Below are 18,016 nucleotides of genomic sequence, written 5' to 3' on the forward strand. Positions count from 1 at the left end.
GATGGGTCCTTTCAGCTGTCGAATGGGCGGGGCGGCGGCGTCAGTGCGCGGGGCTCAGAGGCCGGGCGCGGGATCTGGGGGCGGCGGTCGGGGCAAGCGCGTGCAACGCGGCCCTGTCGAGCTTGCCATTCTGGGTGCGGGGCATTTCTGCGTGGATCGCGATCCGGGCGGGCACGGCATGGCTGTCGAGGCGGGATTTGCACCATTGGACCAGATCCTGGCTGGTACACTCCGCCCCGGGGGCCAGCGCGACATGTGCGAGACAGATCTGACCCTGCACCGGGTGGTCGGCGCCAAGCACGCAGACTTCGGCGACGGCGGGATGGGCGATCAGCGCCGCCTCCACCTCCGAGGGGGCGACTTTCTCTCCAGCGATTTTCAGGATGTCGTCATTGCGCCCGACGAAATAGAGGTATCCCTCCGCATCGAGCCGGCAGGTGTCGCCGGTGTACAAGACCTGCTCGCCGGGCAGGGGGCCGGGGCGCAGGCGCGTGGCAGTGGCCTCGGGATTGTTCCAATAGCCCTTCATCACCGTCGATCCGCGAATGACCAGTTCCCCGGTGGCATTCCTGCGCCGGGCCTGCCCTTCGGCATCCACCACCCAGAGTTCGGTGTTGGGGATGGCGATGCCGACGCTGTCACGCCGGTGGGGCAGCTGCGAGGGCGGCAAATAGGTGCAGCGGTGGCACTCCGTCAGACCGTACATGGAAAACACCGTCGCGCCGGGGAGGGCGGTTTCCAGTGTGTCGATGAGTTCCGGATGCAGCGCCGCTGCCGTCGAGGAGACCAGCCGGACCGCACCGAGGTCGAACCGGTCGGCCAAAGGCGCGATCAACGGCACCATCGTGGGGACCACGGGAAACACGGTGGCCCGGCTTTGGGCCAGATGCTGAAGCGCAAAGAGCGGTTGCCCGAACCCCGGTTCGGCAAAGATCTCTGCTCCGGTCAATGCGGCCATGGTGATCTGGTGCAGCCCGTAGTCAAAGGTCATCGGCACGGCACAGAAAATTCGATCCTCTGCGTGGTAGCCGAGATAACTTGCCACCGACCGCGCTGCGCTGGTCATATTGAGATGCGACAGCATCACGCCTTTGGGCGTGCCGGTGGAGCCGGAGGTGTAGATGATCGTGGCCAGATCCTGATCCAGAACCGAAGGTGTGGGCAGGTCTTCGCAGGCGTGCTGTGTTGTGCAGGCGGCAGTGACAGAGGCGTCAATTTCCGCGCAGAGCACCGGTATGGGATCCCCGGTCCGCTCCAGTGCAGTCTCCACGACGTCGCTGGTGGAGGGGTCGGCGAGAATGGCCGCCGGGGTACAATCCTGCAAGACAAGCGCGAATTTGCTCGCCGGCGTGCCGGGGTTCAGCGGGACCGCAACTGCACCGCTGGCCAGGATGCCCCAGTAGCCGGCGACGAACGCGACCGAATTCGGGCAGGACAGAACCACCCGGTCACCGGCGGTCACGCCCCGGGCATGCAGGGCCCGGGCGATGCGGGTCGCGGCGTCTTGCAGCTCCGGGTAGCTGAGGGTGTGTCGCGCGTCGCTGACGGCAGGCGCATGTGGCCAAGTGCGGGCGGCCTGTGACAGGAAATGGGTCAGGAGGGAATGAGTTGCGAACATGTGGCGCGCTCCTTCGTATGCGCAGAGACGGGGGACTGGGTGATCATGCAGGCGCCCGCAAAGCCGCCCATGCCGATCGACAGGATGGCGCAGGACCTGCCCGGGCGCAGATCGGCGTGCTCTTGCTCCAGCAACAGGAACGGATCGCTGGTGTAGCAATGACCGATGTCGGGCAGCAGCCCCAGCCGCAGCCGGGTCTCGGGCAGGCCGGTCTCGCGGCAGAACATCTGCCAAGCCAGTCGGTTGACGTTATGTGGCAGAAGCGGGCAATCGCCTGCCCAATCGAACCCGATCCGTGACAGCGATTGCTGGACGATCCCGGCGTGGGCAGCGAAGAACGCACCCATTTCGGTCGCGGTGCCGGCCCGGCCGCGTGCAAACTGGGGGTGCGTGCACATGGCAATCTCGCCCAGTTGCAATCCGCCTTCTGCCCGATCCACGATCATGCCGCAGAAGGCATCGCCCATCAGGGTACAGCCGGGCACGTAGCGATCTCCCGGCGGCAGGCCGATATGGCTGTCGCCACCCAGCACAACAACGGCGCGGGCCAGTCCGGTCACCAACAAGGTGCGCGCCATGTCCAGCGCCCAGAACAAGCCGCCGCAATTGTACTGATCGACCTCATAGCGTCGTTCGATCTCCGCCAGGAGGGGCTGACCGGCGCAGAGATGATGCACCGGGGAGCGTCCGACAGCATATTGCAGCGGCTGCCCATGCGCATAGATCAGCGCGTCGGGAAGCGGCCCGCGATGTCGGGCGGCGAGCTTGCGCACCACCAGATCGAACTGGGCTTCCAGCGTTTCCCCGGGGGGCACGGCGGCCACGCGATCCAGACCGAACATACGCTCGAACACACGGGCTTCGGCGGGGCTGCCGCCAGCTTCGCGTATGATCTCTTCGGCGCCCAGGCGCGCGGAGGGCACATGGCTGACGAGGCTCGCAAGGCGCATCAGGTGCCTCCGTCCTCTGCGGCGAAGCCCACGACGCAAAGCTCCTGGTCCTGCCAAGTCATCAACAGGCTGTTGCGCGCCGCAGGCATCCCCATCAGTGCCCGCAGGGGCGCAGCGCACATCTGGCTGGAGGGAGCCGGGCGCCAGTCGGCGAACCCCTCGTCGAGGCCCCCGAGACGGTCATCGGAAATCAGCACCGTTGCCGACGGATCAAGCCCGAGATCGCGACAGGTGGTGTCCAGCACCGCGGGCAGGTCTGCCTCTTCGATCTGGATGTGACGGCGATAGCCCCGATAGCAAAGCCCGGATTTCGCCTCCGACTCCAGCAGCAACAGGCTGGCGGAATTCTCCGGCTGCAGCTGTTCGGCGGTTGGTGAGCGATAGAGCAGATGCTTCTGATCCATGGTCATCACCAAGGCGCGGCCGCCCTGGCGGGCCAGGTAACGCGCGGCGCAGTCAATGGCAAACAGCGGAGCAGACAGCCCCCGGTCCGAGATGGCAAATCCGAACCCGTCGGGCCGATCCATCCAATGCATGGCAAAATTGGTGACCGAGGTTCCTAGGTGCAGGTCGGGCATCCAGTGAGCCAGCAGCACCAGATCGACGTCTTCCAGCGGGTCGTGCTGCCTCAGCTCGCTCAGCAGCTCCTCCGCCATGGCGGCAAAGGAGGCCCGATCCTGCGCAGACAACCAGTTCTCGACATTGCTCTGTGTGGCGGGATCGTATTCCTGTCCATTGGAGCGAAAGAAACGGGCGTTGAAATCTTCCCAATAGGCATGCTGGTCCGCCGCATCCGCGACCGGCGGTTCCAGTCCGCCGAAGCTGGCGCCAACGATCTTGGCCGGGTCCAGGCGCAGGGTCATGATGCCACCCCCGCAACATAGGTGCGATAGGCATTGAGCACATGGATATTGGAGGTTCCCTCCATATATTCAAAGCCCTTTGCATCCCGGATCTTGCGACGCAGCAGCGGGTCCGTCAGCATGGCCGCGGGCGCATTGCGGGCGATCCGGGCGGCCAGCGCATCGGAAAAGGCCACGGCCTGAAACTTGACCTCGCTGATCCGGTGCCCGCGCGACCGTCCGCGCAGACCGTCGGCGCAGACTTCCGCCAGGGCCGCGATCAGGGCGCTGTGGGTGCGGTATTCGCCCGCAAAGGCGCTGGCCTGCCCGTGCCGGCTGAGCCGGTCCAGCATGCCGCGTGCATTGCCAAGCGCCAGCGCGGCCACCACCGGGCGGTAGCGTTCGAACACGCCATTGATGGCCATGAACCCGTCCCGCAAAGAGGGCTTTTCGGATTGCGCGGCAACAAGATCTTCGTGGGCGACCGGCACATCGTGAATGTCGAGCCGACAAAGGTCGGCGCCGGACATCCCGGTCGTGGGCAGGCGTGTGATGGTGAGGTGATCCGCCACCTTTTCCGGTTCGATGAGCACCAGCGCACTGCGCCCGGAGTCGGCGAACCTGGCATAGACAATACCGATCCGGGCCCGGGCCACGTTGCCGATCAGCATCTTGCTGCCCCTCAGCACGTAACCTGCGCCGGAGGTCTCCAGCACGGTGGCACCCGCCGATGCATCGGAGCCGACATCCGGCTCCGTGACCGCAAAGAAGGTGCCTTGCGGGCCGGTGCGATAGGCGGAAAAGAACCTCTCCTGCTGCGCGGGTGTCCCCACCGCTTCGAGCGCGCCCCCCGCCAGCGACGGACCTTGCAGCGCGAGAATGCACCCGGCGTCAAACCGCGCCAGCCGTTCGACCAGTGCCACATGCAGATCATGCGGACAGCGCTCCAGCCCGAGGGAGGTCTCGGCCAGCGGAAAGCCGTTATAGGCCTCCGGCACGCCGATCATTGTCAGGGCCTTGACCAGCGGATCGGCCCAGAGATCCCGCCAAGCGCCCGGATCTTCTGCCAGCTTGCCCCCGGTGGTTTCAAACAGCGTGCGGAGATCTTCAAGCCGCTCCAGCGCCGGATGGTCAAAGGGCGCGGGCAAGGTGACAAGCGGCGCCGCGGGCTGTATGGAGATCGGTCGGGGGATCTGCTCGTCCAGAAATCCCTGCACCCGGGGGCGTTCGCGCACGACGGTGGCGGTGCCCTCATCGACCATGACCTCGACCGGCGCGCCAAAGCCGAGGAAATTGACCGGCGACGCGGTGGCACCATAGGCGCCGGACTGGTGGATGCAGATCAGATCACCCGGTGCGGGCGGGGCGAGCGCGACATCCTTGGCGATCACATCCATTGGGGTGCAGAGCGGGCCGGTAATGCTCCAGGGGGCATCGGGGCCAGCGGCAGCATTGCTCCGGGCCGGGTGCGGCACCAGCGAAACCGGGAAGTTGCGGCGCATGAAGCCCTGTCCCGCGGCGGCGCTGTGGACATTGGACCCACCGTCGCAGACCGCGAAGTTTTCTCCCTTGTTGGCCTTTACCTGCCGCACCGAGGTGACAAAACGCCCGGCTTCGGCCACCATGTAGCGGCCAAGCTCTATGGCGATCCGCGTGTCCGGATGTGTCTCTGCAAAGGCTGTCAGCAGCGGCTGCATCGCCGATCCGAGGGCATTGAGGTCGAGTGCGATCTCGTCCTCGTAATAGGGCACGCCATACCCGCCGCCGATGTCGACAAACTCCAGCGGCGCGGCGAGGTCGCGGGCCACACGCGCCGCAAGTTCGAGAATGCCGCAGGTATTGGCCAGGATCGTGTCATGGCTCAGGATGCGGGTCCCCATATAGACATGCAAACCGGCAAGACGCAGGTTGTGGAGATCCTCAACCCGCCGCAACGCGGTGTCCAAGGCGCATTCGTCGATCCCGAATTGCGTCGGCCGTCCACTCATGTTCAGTCGGGCGCCGCTGACCTTGAAATCGGGGTTCACCCGCATGGCAATGGGCTGGGTCCGCTCTGCCCGAGCAGCGATCCGGTTGATCTGTTCGAGCTCGGGCAGGGATTCCGCGACGATCGCCTTGAGGCCAAGCGATACCGCCCGCTCCAGATCGTCTTCGGCCTTGCCGGGGCCGACCATCAGGATCTGATCGGCGGGGCATCCCGCTGCCAGTGCGGTTTCCAGCTCCAGCCGCGAACTGACCTCGGTTCCGGAGCCCTGGGCCACCAGCAGGCCCACAAGGCTCAGGTTCGGATTGGCCTTGAGCGAATAGAAGAACTGCGCCTGCGGCAAGGCCCGCGTCAATGCGCGATAGCGGCCACGAATGGCTGCGGCGTCATAGACATAGAAGGGCGTGCCGACCGCGTCTGCCAGGCCGTGAAGCTGCGCCGCGTCCTGCGGCAGGATCTCGAACCCCGTCATCGTCATACCGCCACATCGTGGGATTTGCGCGCCGCGATGAATGCAGACAGAGCCGAGATTGTTTCGAATACGCCTGTACCGCCTTCGAAGCGCTCCATGAACTCAAAGCTTTCCATGCCCGTGCGGTCCGACAGGGCAACGATGAACTGGACCAGCTCGATCGAATTCAGCAAACCGCCGGTCCCGAACAGAGCCTCGCCTGATCTGGCCCGTTCGATGCGTTGAGGTCCAAGGCCGATGTCGCTCAGGCTGGCGAGGATGGCATCTGTCATGTCGGTCATTGGGAAACTCCAGTTTGCGGGAATGAGAGAGGCAGAGGTGTGTCCGTCACCCGCAACAGCGCGCAGGATGCGGTCGCGCCGAGGCCGATGCTGAACAGGAGCACCTCGTCGTCGGGCTGCAGCACATCGTCCTGTGCGCCGCGCCAGAGGTTGAGAAAGGGATCGACACCAAAACAGTGGCCATAGCAGCCGATGGTCGACAGGCGCAGTTTCTGCGTGTCGATCCCGGCGTCTTCGGCCACCTGATACCAGGAGGGCGCATTGACATTATGCGGCATGACCCATCGCAGATCCTGCGGGGTGCGGCCAAAGTGCCGAAGCGCGTCCTGCAGCGTCTTGCTGGCCAGCTGGACATAGGCGCTGTCAAAACCATCGAGGTAGTTTTCGCCACGCAGACCGGTGTTCTTCCAGAATTGCGGGGCATGACGGGTAAAGGTGTCGACCACCTCAAAGGGCCCGGGGGTGCGACCGACCAGTAAGGCGGCTGCGGCCTCGCCCATGATCGTGGTGTTCTCGATCACGCGGATCGCCGGGTGAAAGGCCTTCTCTCCGATCAGGATCAGGCCAGTATCATCGGGGCCGAGCAGGTGATCCAGCATGCCCAGCATGCTCAGCCCGGTTGCACAGTGGTTCATCGTGGCGTCAAAGACCTCGACCCCCGCGGCGGCGAGTGCCGCAAGATGGCTGGACGCCGGCGTGTCAAAAACCTGCGTCGAGAGCAGCGTGTGACAATGCACGGCATGGCTGAGGGCGCTTTGGCGGTTCCGGTTGCGCCCCATCAGGGCGCCCACCGCCTGGTCGAGCAGCTGGTGCAGTGGTTCCGCGTGGTCGCAATGGAAGGTTTCGAACCCGAAAAAGCGATCATACATCCGGATCTGGTTGCGTGACAGCGACAGGTCGTCGGCCAGGTCAGCAAGCTTTTCCTGCCGCGCCGGGAACACCACCGAGAGATCGAGGAGGTTCAGCATGGTGGTCCTCCGCGGGGGGGACCGGATCGGGCAGGTGGCGTCGGTGGGGTTCCCACGTGCGCCGAGGTAGGGTGGCGCGTGGTTTCGGGCAGTGCAAAGCACACAATGCCTTCGAACAGGCGCGGATCATCGAGGATGCTGTGGTGGTTGCAGGCGTCCAGCACCAGCGCGCGCGCGGCGGGCGCGATGGAACAGATGTCTTCTGCCTCGCTGAGGCGAACCTGCCAGTCACGCCGGGCATGAATGACCATGAGCCGCGATCCCATGCGGGCAAAAAGCTCCGGTCCGATTTCATGCGGGGCGCGCCCCTCACGGCGCGCCGATCGCGAAAGCAGCGCATCGGTCACTGCGATTGGGGCTGAGATGCGACACAGATACGCTCGCAGCAGCGTTTCCATCGAATACGGCGCGCAGATCGTGACCAGACGGGCCGCAGTCAGCCCGGCCTCGATCACCTGCGCGGCGATCAACCCACCGGCGGAATGCCCGATGACTGTGTCGATGTCCTCATCGCGATACTGGGCGGCCAGAATCCGGGCCTTGGCGCTGAAACTCATCGGGCGCGCCGGGTTGCAGCCCTCCCCCGGCAGGTCCGGCAGAATGACGCGCGCGCCGCTCGCCGCGAGGGCCAGCGCCAGGGGCGTCATCATGGCGCTGCGGGCATTCCAACCGTGCAGAAGCAGCACGCGCGGCCCGTTTTCCGGTCCGAACCGGCGTTCGGCAAGGCAGCCTGCGGTACGGGCATCCGGGGCCTCCTGGGCGGTATCTGGGGTCATGCGCTCAAACCGGTGCAACGCCAGCATCGCGCCCCATTCGGGGTTGAGCGCGGTCAGTGCATTCAGCTCTTGTCGACGCATCCGACCCCGCACAGCGCGAAAGGCGAACATGGGCCCCGCAGGTGTCGGGCGGCGCAGGACGCGGCGCCACAGCGCCAGCGCACAGAGACCGGGATAGGCGAGTTCAAACAGCATGGGCCCGCCCCAGGCTGCGCAGAAGCAGCAGGAACTGCACCGCGAAGAGACCAAAGCTGCCAGCCGCTGCCGCGATCAGAACGTCCAGGATCAGCCCCATGCCCGCGCCCTGCATCATTGCCCAGAGCACGGCGGCACAGGTCCCGGCCTCGATCAGGAAGGTGATGACCAGCACCTGAACACCGCGCCCCAGCTGCTCCAGGATCACCTGCAGCATGGCGGAGCCGGAAATCAGGAAGAAGGTGATCAGCAGCTCGGTGAACATCTGGTTGGTGGCCGCGCGCAGCGCTTCGGCCTGTTCAGGAACCAGCAGATCGAGCGCCCCTGTCCACTGTGGCAACAGCGCGGTCACGATCGCATACAGGCAGAGCATGAAGGGCACACCGATGATCAGATAGCGCAGGCGCTGGGCGGTTTGACCCTGCTCGGCGAGCTGGTTGACAAGGATCGCGATGGCGGATCCGATCGCGATTGCGGGGATCATGAAGGCGATGCGATAGCGCAGCACCACGAAGAAGGCAGAGGCGCTGTCCTCGCCGATCTTGGACAGGATCGGGAACACCACCGAGGCGCTGACAAACCCCACAACGATCGAGCTGAACACGGGGATGCCGACGCCGATCTGGAGCTGCCGGATGCGGATGCGGAAGGGTTCTTCCGGGCTGTCTTCCCCATCGCGCAGCTCGCGCCGCAACAACAGGGCGATGACCGGCAACATCAGGATCGGACCAACGAGATTGCCGATCAGAACCGCTTCGAACCCCCAGCCGTATTGTGACACCAGCACGTAGGTTGTGGACAGGTCGATCGCGACAAGACCGACAAAGGGCACGAGCCCCAGCAGGACCTTCCCTTGTCCGCGCATGGCGCCATAAAAGATGTCGAACACGACGAAGGGCACCAGCGACAGCATGAACAGAGGAAAATGCGCGAGGATCAGGCGGATCTCCGGGTCCTGGACAGGCAGAGTTTCGGCCGCGGCATAGCCAACTGCGGCGACGATCACGAACAGGATCACGCCATTGCGGCACAGGCGCAGCACCGCGCGCTGGGTGCCACGCCGGGGCCAATTGTGACGCGAGCGGGCGCTGAACACCTGCGCGGTGATGGCCAAGCCCTCCATGATGGCCAAGGCCAGGATAAAGCTTGGTTGCAACAGCGACAGCGTGTTCAATGCGCCGGTGTCCGGCACACGGGCCAGCAGCGCAACTTTGCCGAGGTTCAGCGTCGAGGTGGCGGCGGCACCAACGGCAAAGGGAATGGCAAGCAGCAGAATGCGGGAAAGCGTTTGCCAGACCGTGGGTCTGGCCGCGTCGAGCAGGGCATCGGCGGTGGGAGTTGCGGGTTGCATCATTGGCTCCTGATGGGCGTTGCGGCGAGGGGGACGGCGGCCTGTGCCCGGCGTTGGCTGAGATCAGCGGCGCGGTCCCGGGTGCCGAGCAGCGCATAGCGCAGGGGGCGCGTGGGGCGCGGTCGCGGGGTGAGCCGTTCGGTGGGGTCGCGCAACACCAGCGACAGGCTGCTGTTTGCGGTCATCGCGCGGGCGAGGGCCATCGCATCTTGCAGCGATTTTCGACACTCCACCCGCAGCGCATGCACCGGCCCGTGGTGATCCAGGGTCTGCAACAGGTATTGCAGGATCGGGCTTCGGGTGTCGGGTTGATGGCCGCAGTGCAGATAGACCAGTAGCGGAGTATCCGTTTCGGCGCAGAGGCGCCGCCAATCGTCCCGCAGCCGTTGGGAATGCAGGTCGGGCACCGCGTCCGCGTTCGAGAACAGATGCATCGCCGGCGGGGTCGGATCCGTGGACGACTGGAGGCGCTTCCAGGCGTCCAGTCGCTGCTGAAGGCAAGGGTCGAACGGATGCTCTCGGGCGGCGCTGTCCTCTCCGGTGTCGCAGGAATACAGGATTGGACGCGCCGAAGCGCGATCAGGCAAGGTTCCGGATGCCAAGAGCCGAACTTCGGCGGGACTGGGACGAAGCGCCATCCGGTCACACCCCGCTGTGCGACGACGGGACCAGGGTCGCACGGATCAGGGTCGAGAGGTACTCCAGCCCATGCACGGCCCCCTCACGCAGGCCGTGGCCGCCCATGAGTTTGGCGATTTGCACCATATGTGTGTCGATCTCGGTGTGCAGCCGATCACAGCCTTCGATGTCGCCCCGGGGGTCCGACAGGATGAGTTCGCGGCGCAGCTGGTTCACAAACATGCTGCTTGCGGAAAACCGTGCCTTGACCAGTTGGTGATGCAGCGTTTTCTGCCCCAGGCTCTCTCTGGTTTCGAGATGCGCAAAGGCCATATCCATGGCCTGCGCGAGGATCCCGGCGCGCAGGGCCAGGGTCGCCAGGGCGACAGAGGCCGGACGCGGGTGCAACGGCCGGGGGGCGACCTCCGACAGCACCAGCCCGAAACAGGCGATGCCATGTTCCGTCCGCGTGGATTGGGTGCTGATGTCGGCTGCCGGCTCTGCCGGATCAACCAATGGCGCATCCGGCAGATGGACCGCATGGCTGCGACCGGTGAGGAAACCGTCCCGTCCGGTGACCAGAAGGCACGCGGATTGCAGGGCCTGCGCCGGGGGCGCGCGCCGGGCGGTCTCGAAGATCTGCTCCGTGAGGGAGCCGGTTGCTGAATCAAGCATGTGCCTGCTCTCCCCGGGCAAGGCTTGCTTCGATGTGCTCCACCAGTTTTTCCATGGTGTTGAACCCGGCCTGACCAATGGTCTCGGGGTCGAACCGCAGCCCCGGCAACTTGTCCTCAAGGCCCAGGAGGAACTGCACGAACATGTAGCTGTCGAGATCGAAGTCCCGGTCGAACCGCATGTCAGGGCGAATGCCGGTAACAGGGCGTTCCAGAACCTCGGAGAGAACCTCGGAAACGGCAGTGGAAATGGTCTTGTTCATGGAAGGCTTCCTTATGCTTCGGGCAGAGAGTGGGATCAGGGGGTGGGGCAGGCGGCGGGATCTCGGTCCAGCAAGCAGGCGGAGAAGGTCACGCCGGTCCCTGCCGCCAGCAGCAGGACCTGCTGGACCGGGCCAGCGTCTGAGACCACCGCCTCCAGATTGACGAACGGATCTGAACAATAGGCATGACCGGTCCCTGCGATGTCGCCCTGGAACGTCCGGTCCTGCCAATCGAATGCCCGGATCAGGGCATCGGTCAGCGGACGGTTGAGATTATGCGGCACAAAGATCATGTCGCGGCTCAGCAGCGCTGCATGGCGATCCAGAAAGGAGGCCACAAATTGCGTGAGCCCCGGCGCATACTCCTGTTGCAGGGCACGTCGGTCCTCCGGGCCCATCGCTTCGGGGTTGATGTGAAATCGCGGCAGGTGCCGGACCGCCGTGCCGCGCACGTGCCAGGACCCGGGACCGGCATTCAAAACCGCTGCGGTGGGAACCTCTGCCAGCAGGCCGACCGTCAGGCGTGACACCGAAGGGTGGAAGGCCTTTTCCCCGGTCAGCACGATGACGGGCGCCTCAGTTCCGCACTGCGTGACGAAATGAAGACAGGCCAGCGCGGAGGCGCAGCTGGTCATCGACAAGGCATGCACGTCCCAATGGGCCAGCCCGTGCTGATCGACCAGCTGCCGCAGCCAGTTCTGGTCGGCGCGCGTGTTGTGTGTCTGGGTCTTGCAATACACGACCAGTCCCGCGGACCGGCCGCGGTCAGGCAAACTGTCGATGGCGCCTTGCAGGACCGGGGACAGCATCCCAGTCTGTGCGTCCCGATGACGCGTGACGGATTGCAATCCGTAAAAACGGTCATACATCTTGGCTGAGGTCGGGGTCAGCCCATGACTGGGGCCGAGCTCTTGCAGAGGTATCTTTGTGCCACCGTCCGGGGACAGCGCGATGTGACACAGGGTTGTCATTGGGCCGATCCTCTTTCCTGTCGCCGCACTGCGGGGCGACCTGAAAAAGCGTTACAAACTGACCGAAAATGGGGCGTCCAATTTCATGAACTAGGACGGGCTAGATTGTGAATCAGGTCTTTGGACAGCCTGGTCCCGTCGGGCCTAGATCACGATAATATATTGCGATTTATGGATATTTTTATGGCGTGACCGGCGAGGGCGCCGCATGCGATTTTTTCGCCGTCCGCCCGTTTTATCTGCTGCGCAGGCGATGGGCTGCCGATGTGAGGCAGGCGAACAAAATCCTGTGCTCCTATTTTTGTGATGCACACAACCTGAAATACGCCCGCCGCGAATCTGTCAGATGGAAATGAGGTCGTGTCCCCGCGCGACAAAACGCAGCGCTGATGCCATGTGCTGGCGGGCGCCGCGTCTTCCGTGGGGCGGCGAGCTGCCGCTGGCCCGGCTCTCGCTTCTCAGGGGGCTGCGAGTGGTCCGCCGCCGCAAGCAAATATTCCAGAGGGCGCGCCCGCTGGCCCCGCCGCCGATTTTATGTCGCGGCGCTGTGGGCCAGCGTGTGCAGGATGCCGCGCAGTTCGGCCAGACCCCGGAGACGGCCGATATAGGGGTAGCCGGGTGTGCTGGTCGTGCGTTGGTCATGGGCCAGCATATGCCCATGGTCGGGCCGGAACGGAAGCGCGCGCCCTTGTGCGGTTTCCGCCTCCAGGGCCGCCTTGCAGATTGCCACCATGTCCACGTCCCCGGCCAGATGCGGCGCTTCATGGAAACTGATGCCATCGGCTTCGCGCAGGGTTGCGCGCAGGTGGAGGAAGGCCACCCGCGGGCCGAACCGTGCCAGCATTGCCGGCAGATCATTGTCCGCACGTACCCCGAGCGATCCGGTGCAGAAGGTCAGGCCGTTGGCCGGGCTGTCCACCATGTCGAGGATCGCCTGGAGGTCCTCTGCCGTGGAGACCACCCGTGGCAAACCGAAGATCGGGAACGGCGGATCATCGGGATGAACCCCAAGGGTGACGCCCACCTCTTCGGCGACGGGGACGACACGGCGCAGGAAAGCCGCCAGATTTGACCGAAGGCGGGCTGTATCGATCCCGTCATACATCGCCAGATGAGCGCGAAAGCTGTCGAGGTCGAAGCTCTCTTCGGCACCGGGGAGGCCCGCGATAATGGTCCGCGTCAGCTGCTGGCAGTCCGCTTCGTTCATTGCGGCGTGGCGCGTTGCCGCGCGGGCTGCAATCTCTGGATGGTGGTCGGCTGTGGCGGCCTCTCGACCAAGGATGTGAATGTCGAACACCGCTGCATCCACCGCATCATAGCGCAGGCAGAGCGCGCCATCCGGCAACGCATGGGTCAGGTCGGTGCGGGTCCAGTCCAATAGCGGCATAAAGTTGTAGCACACGGTCCGGATGTCGCAGGCGGCGAGATTGCGGATCGACTGCGCCCAGGCGTCGGCCTTGTCCTCCCAGCCCGGAGCGCCGCGCTTGATGTCCTCATGCACCGGAACGCTCTCGACCACCTCCCATCTGAGACCTGCTGCTGCAATCATGTCGCGGCGCTCGGCGATGGCTTCCACGGACCAGACGGTGCCGTTCGGCTGGTCATGCAGGGCAGTGACAATACCGGTCGCACCGGCCTGGCGGACATCCTCCAGCGTCACGGGGTCATCGGGGCCGAACCAGCGCCAGGTTTCGATCATGCGATCCTCTTGTTCTTTGTTTTTGTGGGCAGGAAAGGCCCGGACTGCGCCGTCAGCCCGGCGCGGAGATGGGTTGGAACAGGTAGCCGTCAAAGGCGGGGTCATCCACATCCGACAGCTCCATCAGGGTTTCACGGACATGTGCGAGGTGCTGCCACATCGCTGCGCGCGCCCCGTCTCTGTCCTTCGTGCGCAGCGCGGCGAGGATTTTCTGGTGATCCTCCAGCCAGTTGCGTCGATAGTCCGCGTCAAAGATCCGGTCGTGCAGCTTGGCCCACATCGGGCTTTGTTCGCGCTTGCGCCAGAGTTCGTCGACCATGTCCACCAGCACCGAATTCTGTGTCGCTTCGGCGATCAAACGGTGAAAGAGCTCGTCTCCGGAGTGGTCGGCGCTGCCGGATTCGATCTGCTGGCGCTCCATCTCCAGGGCTTCGCGCATGCGGGTGATGTCGTTCTTGGTGACCATTTCCGCGGCAAAGGCTGCGATCGAGCTTTCCAGAAGCTGCCGCGCCTGCAACAGCTCGAACGGACCGATATCGTCACGTACCGGCGGTGCGGTGGTCGCAGACGGAGCGGCGAGATAGATGCCGGAGCCCTTGCGGACCTCCACCAGACCATCGATCTCCAGCATGATCAGCGCCTCGCGCACCAGGGAGCGCGACACCGACAGCCGTTCCGACAGTTGCCGTTCGGGCGGCAGCCGGTCCCCCACGGCAAAACCTTCGTCCCGGATCACGACCCGCAGGGCCTGTGCCACATCCTGATAGCGCCTGTATTGGCTCATGCTGTCTCCCCGCTGGTTTGCGTCGCGCGGCTTTCTTCTGCCGCGCGTTCGGCATAATAGGCGGCGAGCCGGTGAAAGGCGGGTTTTTTCGTCGCTTTATCGGCGGCGATCAATCCTTTGCGGTTCCAGCCCCGTTGAAAAATGCCCTGACGGCGCTCGACCCGGAAATCATAGAGGATCCAGGGCGACATGCCCTTCACATAGTCCAGCGCGCGCAGGGTGGCGATCTGCCTGGCGTAGACTTCGTCCTGATAGGCGAGGCTGAACAGCCCGCGTTCGGGGCCGTGTTCGGTGCTGTCGCCGTCAGCGCCGGTTTCGGAGATCACAACCGGGCGATCCGGCGCGGAGTTGCGGCCGATCTCGCCCAGCTCGTCAAAGTTCTCTTCGTACCAGCCGTAATATTCATTGAGGCCGATCACGTCGATATGCGCGGCCAGACGGTCTTCGATCTTCAGCTTGGCGTGGTTCACCAGGCAGGCGGCCGAGGTCAGGCGGGTCGGGTCCTCGGCCTTGGCCAGATCCGCAAGGCCGCGCATGAAGTCGAGACGGGCGTCGGTGTCGGGGTTCTCGTTTCCGACCGACCAGATAATGACGCTGGCGCGGTTGCGATCCCGGCGGATCAGTTCGCGCAGCTGGTTTTCGGCATCGCGCCGGGTGGCCGGATTGGCAAAATCAATCGCCCAATACACCGGAACCTCTTCCCAGAGCATCAGACCCAGCTCGTCGGCAATCTCTGCCGCGCGTTCATGATGCGGGTAATGCGCCAGCCGCAGGAAATTGCAGCCCAGTTCCTTGGCATGGGCAAAGCGGCGGCGGATGTCGGTCTCACCGGTGACCTTGCCCTGAGTTGCGTCATCCTCATGGACAGAGATGCCACGCAGAAAGATCGGCGCGCCGTTGAGCAGAATTTCAGTGCCCTCGCGCGCGATGGTGCGGAACCCGACGCGGTCCTGCACCTGATCCCCTCCGGCACTTAGGATCACGTCGTAGAGTTTTGGGGTGTCCGGTGACCACAGCTCTGGTGCGGCATCCAAGGTGATGTCACCCTTGCCCTCGGACAAGGGCAGTTCGGTATCGATTCCCAGTTCGGGAATCGCCAACCGGGCAGAGGCACAGTCTCCGTCCACATCGACAGAGGCACGGATCGCGCCGTTCTCGAGCCGGACAAACAGGTCGCGGATCACCACCGGCGGCAGATCATAGAGCGTCACCTCCCGGTAGACACCGCCGTAGTTGAACCAGTCGGTGTTGCGCATGGGCACGCGGTCCAGCGTGCGGGTGTTATTGACGCAGAGCATCAGCCAATTCTGGCCCGGCTTCAGGGCCTGGGTCAATTCCACACAGAACGGGGTGGAGCCGCCATAGTGGTTGCCCAGGAATTCGCCGTTCAGGAACACCTTGCAATCATACTGTGCCGCACCGATCCGCAGCACCTGCCGCCGGTTTGGCGCAGGGTCGTGCAGGAGGGGGCGGGTGTACCAGGCAGAGCCCTCGAAGAAGTACCACTTCTCCTTTTGCATCTGCCAGCAGGAGGGCACAGGCACCGTCTCGCCCATATAGGGATCATAATCCCAGGGCTCGATCCGGTCTTCGGGAGCCTCGGGCAGCATGGCGTACCATTTCTGCCGAAGCCCGGTGTCCAGAAGATCGACGCAGAAATTCCAGTCCCCGTCCAGCGACTGCCCCTGGCGGCCGCGGGTGAAGATCAGCGTTTCGGCGTTGAGGGTCTGCGTGTTGAAGGGACGGTCATAGTCCTCGTCGTGCAGGGCCTGCAACGCGTTGTCTGCGAGTTCGGATCGTTCCAGCATGGTGCCTGTGCCTATCGCTTATTGTGCCGCTTTGATGCGATCGATCAGATCGGCGAGGTGCTCCGACTTCGCCGCGACTTCTTCGTGCATCGGCAGAACAGCTTCGGCGAAGGGGGCCTTGTCCACCTCGTGCACGTTCACGTTCAGCGTTGCCTTGGCTTCGTCGATGGCGGCGGCAGAAGCCGCATTCCACGCTTCGCGATGCGCAGCCATGGAGTCTTGCGCCGCCGTGCGCAGCGCTTCCTGCTGCGCTTCGGTCATTGCGTCCCAGGCACAGTTGGAGATCACAACCACGGAGGGGATCATGGTGTGCTCATCAAGGGAGAAATCGGTGACGACCTCGCCGTGACGGGCGGTGGTCAGCGCGGTCGGATTGTTTTCTGCCGCATCGACAACACCCTGCTGCAAGGCGCTGTAGAGTTCCCCCCAGGAGATCGGGGTCGGGTTGCCCCCCAGCAGCTCAACCATGCGGATGGCAGAGGGGCTCGGCTGTACGCGCACCTTCACGCCTTCCAGGTCGGCGGGCGACATGATCGGCTTCTGGGCATAGAAAGAGCGGGCACCTTCGGTGTAGAAGGCCACGCCACGGAACCCCTGATCGACAGAGGCGTTCAGGATGTCCTGCCCGATGTCGCCGGTGATAACGGTGTTGAAATGCTCTTCGGAGGAGAAGATGTAGGGCAGGTTTAGCGCCGAGTAACTCTCCTCGAAGGCTTCGAGCTCGGAGGCGTTGGAGCGGGCCATCTCCAGCGCGCAGTTCTGCACCAGCTCCATGGATTCGCGTTGGGTGCCAAGCTGGGCATTCGGGAAAATCTGGATCTTGATCTCGCCATCGGTCAATTCCGCCACGCGGTCGGCCATGACCTGCATGGAGATGTGAACCGGGTGATCCGGCGGGTTGTTGTGGTTCAGTTTCAATGTCGCGGCAGCGCCAACGCCAGCAGACGCCGCCAGCGCCAGTGCGGACAGGGCCGTGGTCAATGTCTTGGTCATGGTCTCTCCTCCCAAGGTGCTTTGGTCTGACCTGTCAGAATTGGTCGACCAATATTTGAGGAAACTTCCCCATCTTTTCGATTCAGTCAACCAAAACTTCGAAATTGCAACGTGGGTGTGGAAGTTTTTAGAAATTGGTTGACCAATTTGGATTCCTGCGCGAGTGTCTGGCGCAGATCTCACATGGTTGTCGCGGGGAGGGGACCTATGACGTGGAGCGTATCAGCCCGTTGGGGCAGGGCAGGCCGCAGATGAGGTGGGCGGTCGATCTATTGCTCAAGACGGTTCTCACGGCGATTTTCGTCGTTCTGGTGGCTTGCGTCAGCTGGCAGGTCATAAGCCGCTACATCCTGGGCGTGCCAAGCACGGTGACGGATGAGCTGGCGCGGTTCCTGTTCATGTGGCTTGCGCTGATCGGTGGAGCCTACACGATGGGATTGCGGCGTCACCTGGCCATTGATCTCTTGACACAAAAGCTCAGTGGTCGGGCGCGGAGTGTGGCCGAGGGGTTCAGTCTCTGCGCCATTGCGGGGTTTGCGGCCCTGGTCATGATCAAGGGCGGCGGTCAGCTGGTGCTCAAGACCTTTGCCTCGGGGCAGGTCACTCCGGCCCTGCAAATCCCGATGGGCTACGTCTACGGCGCGATCCCTTTCGCCGGGGCGATTATCTTTTTCTACTGCGTGATTTTTCTGGTTGAGCTTTGGCGAGATGGGCCGGGCACGAAGGACCCCGGGGCTGATGCCCCTGTGGGCGGACCACTGGACTGAGG

Annotated in this window: 17 protein-coding genes; 1 reads left to right on the plus strand and 16 read right to left on the minus strand. The window is 64.1% G+C overall.

The window, feature by feature from the left end; genetic code table 11:
* Positions 1-40 precede the first annotated feature (40 nt).
* The 16 genes from ACXAF5_RS04610 to ACXAF5_RS04685 all read right to left on the minus strand — a co-directional run bounded on the left by ACXAF5_RS04610 (position 41) and on the right by ACXAF5_RS04685 (position 17,247).
* Positions 41-1,618 (minus strand): class I adenylate-forming enzyme family protein, encoded by a 1,578-nt coding sequence (locus ACXAF5_RS04610; protein WP_474945705.1) that lies wholly within the window; start codon positions 1,616-1,618, stop codon positions 41-43.
* Positions 1,594-2,568, minus strand: a complete 975-nt coding sequence (locus tag ACXAF5_RS04615; protein ID WP_474945706.1) for a beta-ketoacyl-[acyl-carrier-protein] synthase family protein — start codon at positions 2,566-2,568, stop codon at positions 1,594-1,596. Before ACXAF5_RS04615 ends, ACXAF5_RS04610 begins: the two co-directional genes overlap by 25 nt.
* Positions 2,568-3,431 carry a hypothetical protein gene (locus tag ACXAF5_RS04620; protein ID WP_474945707.1) on the minus strand — a complete coding sequence of 288 codons (864 nt, stop codon included), beginning with the start codon at positions 3,429-3,431 and terminating at the stop codon, positions 2,568-2,570. Before ACXAF5_RS04620 ends, ACXAF5_RS04615 begins: the two co-directional genes overlap by 1 nt.
* The gene (locus ACXAF5_RS04625) at positions 3,428-5,872 is read right to left on the minus strand and encodes an acyl-CoA dehydrogenase family protein (protein ID WP_474945708.1); all 2,445 of its coding nucleotides are present in this window, start codon (positions 5,870-5,872) and stop codon (positions 3,428-3,430) included. Before ACXAF5_RS04625 ends, ACXAF5_RS04620 begins: the two co-directional genes overlap by 4 nt.
* Positions 5,869-6,147 (minus strand): hypothetical protein, encoded by a 279-nt coding sequence (locus tag ACXAF5_RS04630; protein ID WP_474945709.1) that lies wholly within the window; start codon positions 6,145-6,147, stop codon positions 5,869-5,871. Before ACXAF5_RS04630 ends, ACXAF5_RS04625 begins: the two co-directional genes overlap by 4 nt.
* Positions 6,144-7,115 (minus strand): 3-oxoacyl-[acyl-carrier-protein] synthase III C-terminal domain-containing protein, encoded by a 972-nt coding sequence (locus ACXAF5_RS04635; RefSeq protein ID WP_474945710.1) that lies wholly within the window; start codon positions 7,113-7,115, stop codon positions 6,144-6,146. Before ACXAF5_RS04635 ends, ACXAF5_RS04630 begins: the two co-directional genes overlap by 4 nt.
* On the minus strand, positions 7,109-8,086 hold the full coding sequence (locus ACXAF5_RS04640; protein WP_474945711.1) for an alpha/beta fold hydrolase: 978 nt from the start codon (positions 8,084-8,086) through the stop codon (positions 7,109-7,111). The genes ACXAF5_RS04635 and ACXAF5_RS04640 overlap by 7 nt, the downstream gene beginning before the upstream one ends.
* Entirely contained in the window at positions 8,076-9,437 is a 1,362-nt protein-coding gene (locus ACXAF5_RS04645; RefSeq protein WP_474945712.1) for an MATE family efflux transporter, read from the minus strand. The genes ACXAF5_RS04640 and ACXAF5_RS04645 overlap by 11 nt, the downstream gene beginning before the upstream one ends.
* The gene (locus ACXAF5_RS04650; protein WP_474945713.1) at positions 9,437-10,075 is read right to left on the minus strand and encodes a hypothetical protein; all 639 of its coding nucleotides are present in this window, start codon (positions 10,073-10,075) and stop codon (positions 9,437-9,439) included. Before ACXAF5_RS04650 ends, ACXAF5_RS04645 begins: the two co-directional genes overlap by 1 nt.
* 4 nt (positions 10,076-10,079) lie before the next feature.
* Entirely contained in the window at positions 10,080-10,730 is a 651-nt protein-coding gene (locus ACXAF5_RS04655) for a hypothetical protein (protein WP_474945714.1), read from the minus strand.
* Positions 10,723-10,992 (minus strand): acyl carrier protein, encoded by a 270-nt coding sequence (locus ACXAF5_RS04660; RefSeq protein ID WP_239359828.1) that lies wholly within the window; start codon positions 10,990-10,992, stop codon positions 10,723-10,725. The genes ACXAF5_RS04655 and ACXAF5_RS04660 overlap by 8 nt, the downstream gene beginning before the upstream one ends.
* 35 nt (positions 10,993-11,027) lie before the next feature.
* The gene (locus tag ACXAF5_RS04665; protein WP_474945715.1) at positions 11,028-11,963 is read right to left on the minus strand and encodes a 3-oxoacyl-[acyl-carrier-protein] synthase III C-terminal domain-containing protein; all 936 of its coding nucleotides are present in this window, start codon (positions 11,961-11,963) and stop codon (positions 11,028-11,030) included.
* Positions 11,964-12,495: 532 nt separating this feature from the next.
* A complete protein-coding gene (gene uxuA / locus ACXAF5_RS04670; protein WP_474945716.1) occupies positions 12,496-13,662 on the minus strand; it encodes a mannonate dehydratase in 1,167 nt (388 codons plus the stop codon).
* Positions 13,663-13,714: 52 nt separating this feature from the next.
* Positions 13,715-14,446, minus strand: coding sequence for an FCD domain-containing protein (locus ACXAF5_RS04675; RefSeq protein WP_239319135.1), 732 nt, complete (start codon positions 14,444-14,446; stop codon positions 13,715-13,717).
* Complete coding sequence (locus tag ACXAF5_RS04680; protein ID WP_474945717.1) at positions 14,443-16,254, minus strand: glycoside hydrolase family 2 protein; 1,812 nt, start codon at positions 16,252-16,254, stop codon at positions 14,443-14,445. Before ACXAF5_RS04680 ends, ACXAF5_RS04675 begins: the two co-directional genes overlap by 4 nt.
* Before the next feature lie 18 nt (positions 16,255-16,272).
* Complete coding sequence (locus ACXAF5_RS04685; protein WP_239359818.1) at positions 16,273-17,247, minus strand: TRAP transporter substrate-binding protein; 975 nt, start codon at positions 17,245-17,247, stop codon at positions 16,273-16,275.
* A gap of 251 nt (positions 17,248-17,498) precedes the next feature.
* On the opposite strand from ACXAF5_RS04685, the gene ACXAF5_RS04690 reads away from it, so the two are divergent.
* Entirely contained in the window at positions 17,499-18,014 is a 516-nt protein-coding gene (locus tag ACXAF5_RS04690; protein ID WP_474945718.1) for a TRAP transporter small permease, read from the plus strand.
* Positions 18,015-18,016 lie beyond the last annotated feature (2 nt).

This window comes from Epibacterium sp. ABV4_022 (genome assembly GCF_056159345.1).

What these genes read in the sequence shown, in the direction of transcription:
- ACXAF5_RS04675 (WP_239319135.1), bottom strand. Translation starts at nt 14,446, where the DNA reads ATGAGCCAATACAGGCGCTATCAGGATGTGGCACAGGCCCTGCGGGTC.
- ACXAF5_RS04655 (WP_474945714.1), bottom strand. Translation starts at nt 10,730, where the DNA reads ATGCTTGATTCAGCAACCGGCTCCCTCACGGAGCAGATCTTCGAGACC.
- ACXAF5_RS04680 (WP_474945717.1), bottom strand. Translation starts at nt 16,254, where the DNA reads ATGCTGGAACGATCCGAACTCGCAGACAACGCGTTGCAGGCCCTGCAC.
- ACXAF5_RS04650 (WP_474945713.1), bottom strand. Translation starts at nt 10,075, where the DNA reads ATGGCGCTTCGTCCCAGTCCCGCCGAAGTTCGGCTCTTGGCATCCGGA.
- ACXAF5_RS04610 (WP_474945705.1), bottom strand. Translation starts at nt 1,618, where the DNA reads ATGTTCGCAACTCATTCCCTCCTGACCCATTTCCTGTCACAGGCCGCC.
- ACXAF5_RS04615 (WP_474945706.1), bottom strand. Translation starts at nt 2,568, where the DNA reads ATGCGCCTTGCGAGCCTCGTCAGCCATGTGCCCTCCGCGCGCCTGGGC.
- ACXAF5_RS04690 (WP_474945718.1), top strand. Translation starts at nt 17,499, where the DNA reads ATGAGGTGGGCGGTCGATCTATTGCTCAAGACGGTTCTCACGGCGATT.
- ACXAF5_RS04665 (WP_474945715.1), bottom strand. Translation starts at nt 11,963, where the DNA reads ATGACAACCCTGTGTCACATCGCGCTGTCCCCGGACGGTGGCACAAAG.
- ACXAF5_RS04645 (WP_474945712.1), bottom strand. Translation starts at nt 9,437, where the DNA reads ATGCAACCCGCAACTCCCACCGCCGATGCCCTGCTCGACGCGGCCAGA.
- uxuA (WP_474945716.1), bottom strand. Translation starts at nt 13,662, where the DNA reads ATGATCGAAACCTGGCGCTGGTTCGGCCCCGATGACCCCGTGACGCTG.
- ACXAF5_RS04625 (WP_474945708.1), bottom strand. Translation starts at nt 5,872, where the DNA reads ATGACGATGACGGGGTTCGAGATCCTGCCGCAGGACGCGGCGCAGCTT.
- ACXAF5_RS04635 (WP_474945710.1), bottom strand. Translation starts at nt 7,115, where the DNA reads ATGCTGAACCTCCTCGATCTCTCGGTGGTGTTCCCGGCGCGGCAGGAA.
- ACXAF5_RS04685 (WP_239359818.1), bottom strand. Translation starts at nt 17,247, where the DNA reads ATGACCAAGACATTGACCACGGCCCTGTCCGCACTGGCGCTGGCGGCG.
- ACXAF5_RS04640 (WP_474945711.1), bottom strand. Translation starts at nt 8,086, where the DNA reads ATGCTGTTTGAACTCGCCTATCCCGGTCTCTGTGCGCTGGCGCTGTGG.
- ACXAF5_RS04660 (WP_239359828.1), bottom strand. Translation starts at nt 10,992, where the DNA reads ATGAACAAGACCATTTCCACTGCCGTTTCCGAGGTTCTCTCCGAGGTT.
- ACXAF5_RS04620 (WP_474945707.1), bottom strand. Translation starts at nt 3,431, where the DNA reads ATGACCCTGCGCCTGGACCCGGCCAAGATCGTTGGCGCCAGCTTCGGC.
- ACXAF5_RS04630 (WP_474945709.1), bottom strand. Translation starts at nt 6,147, where the DNA reads ATGACCGACATGACAGATGCCATCCTCGCCAGCCTGAGCGACATCGGC.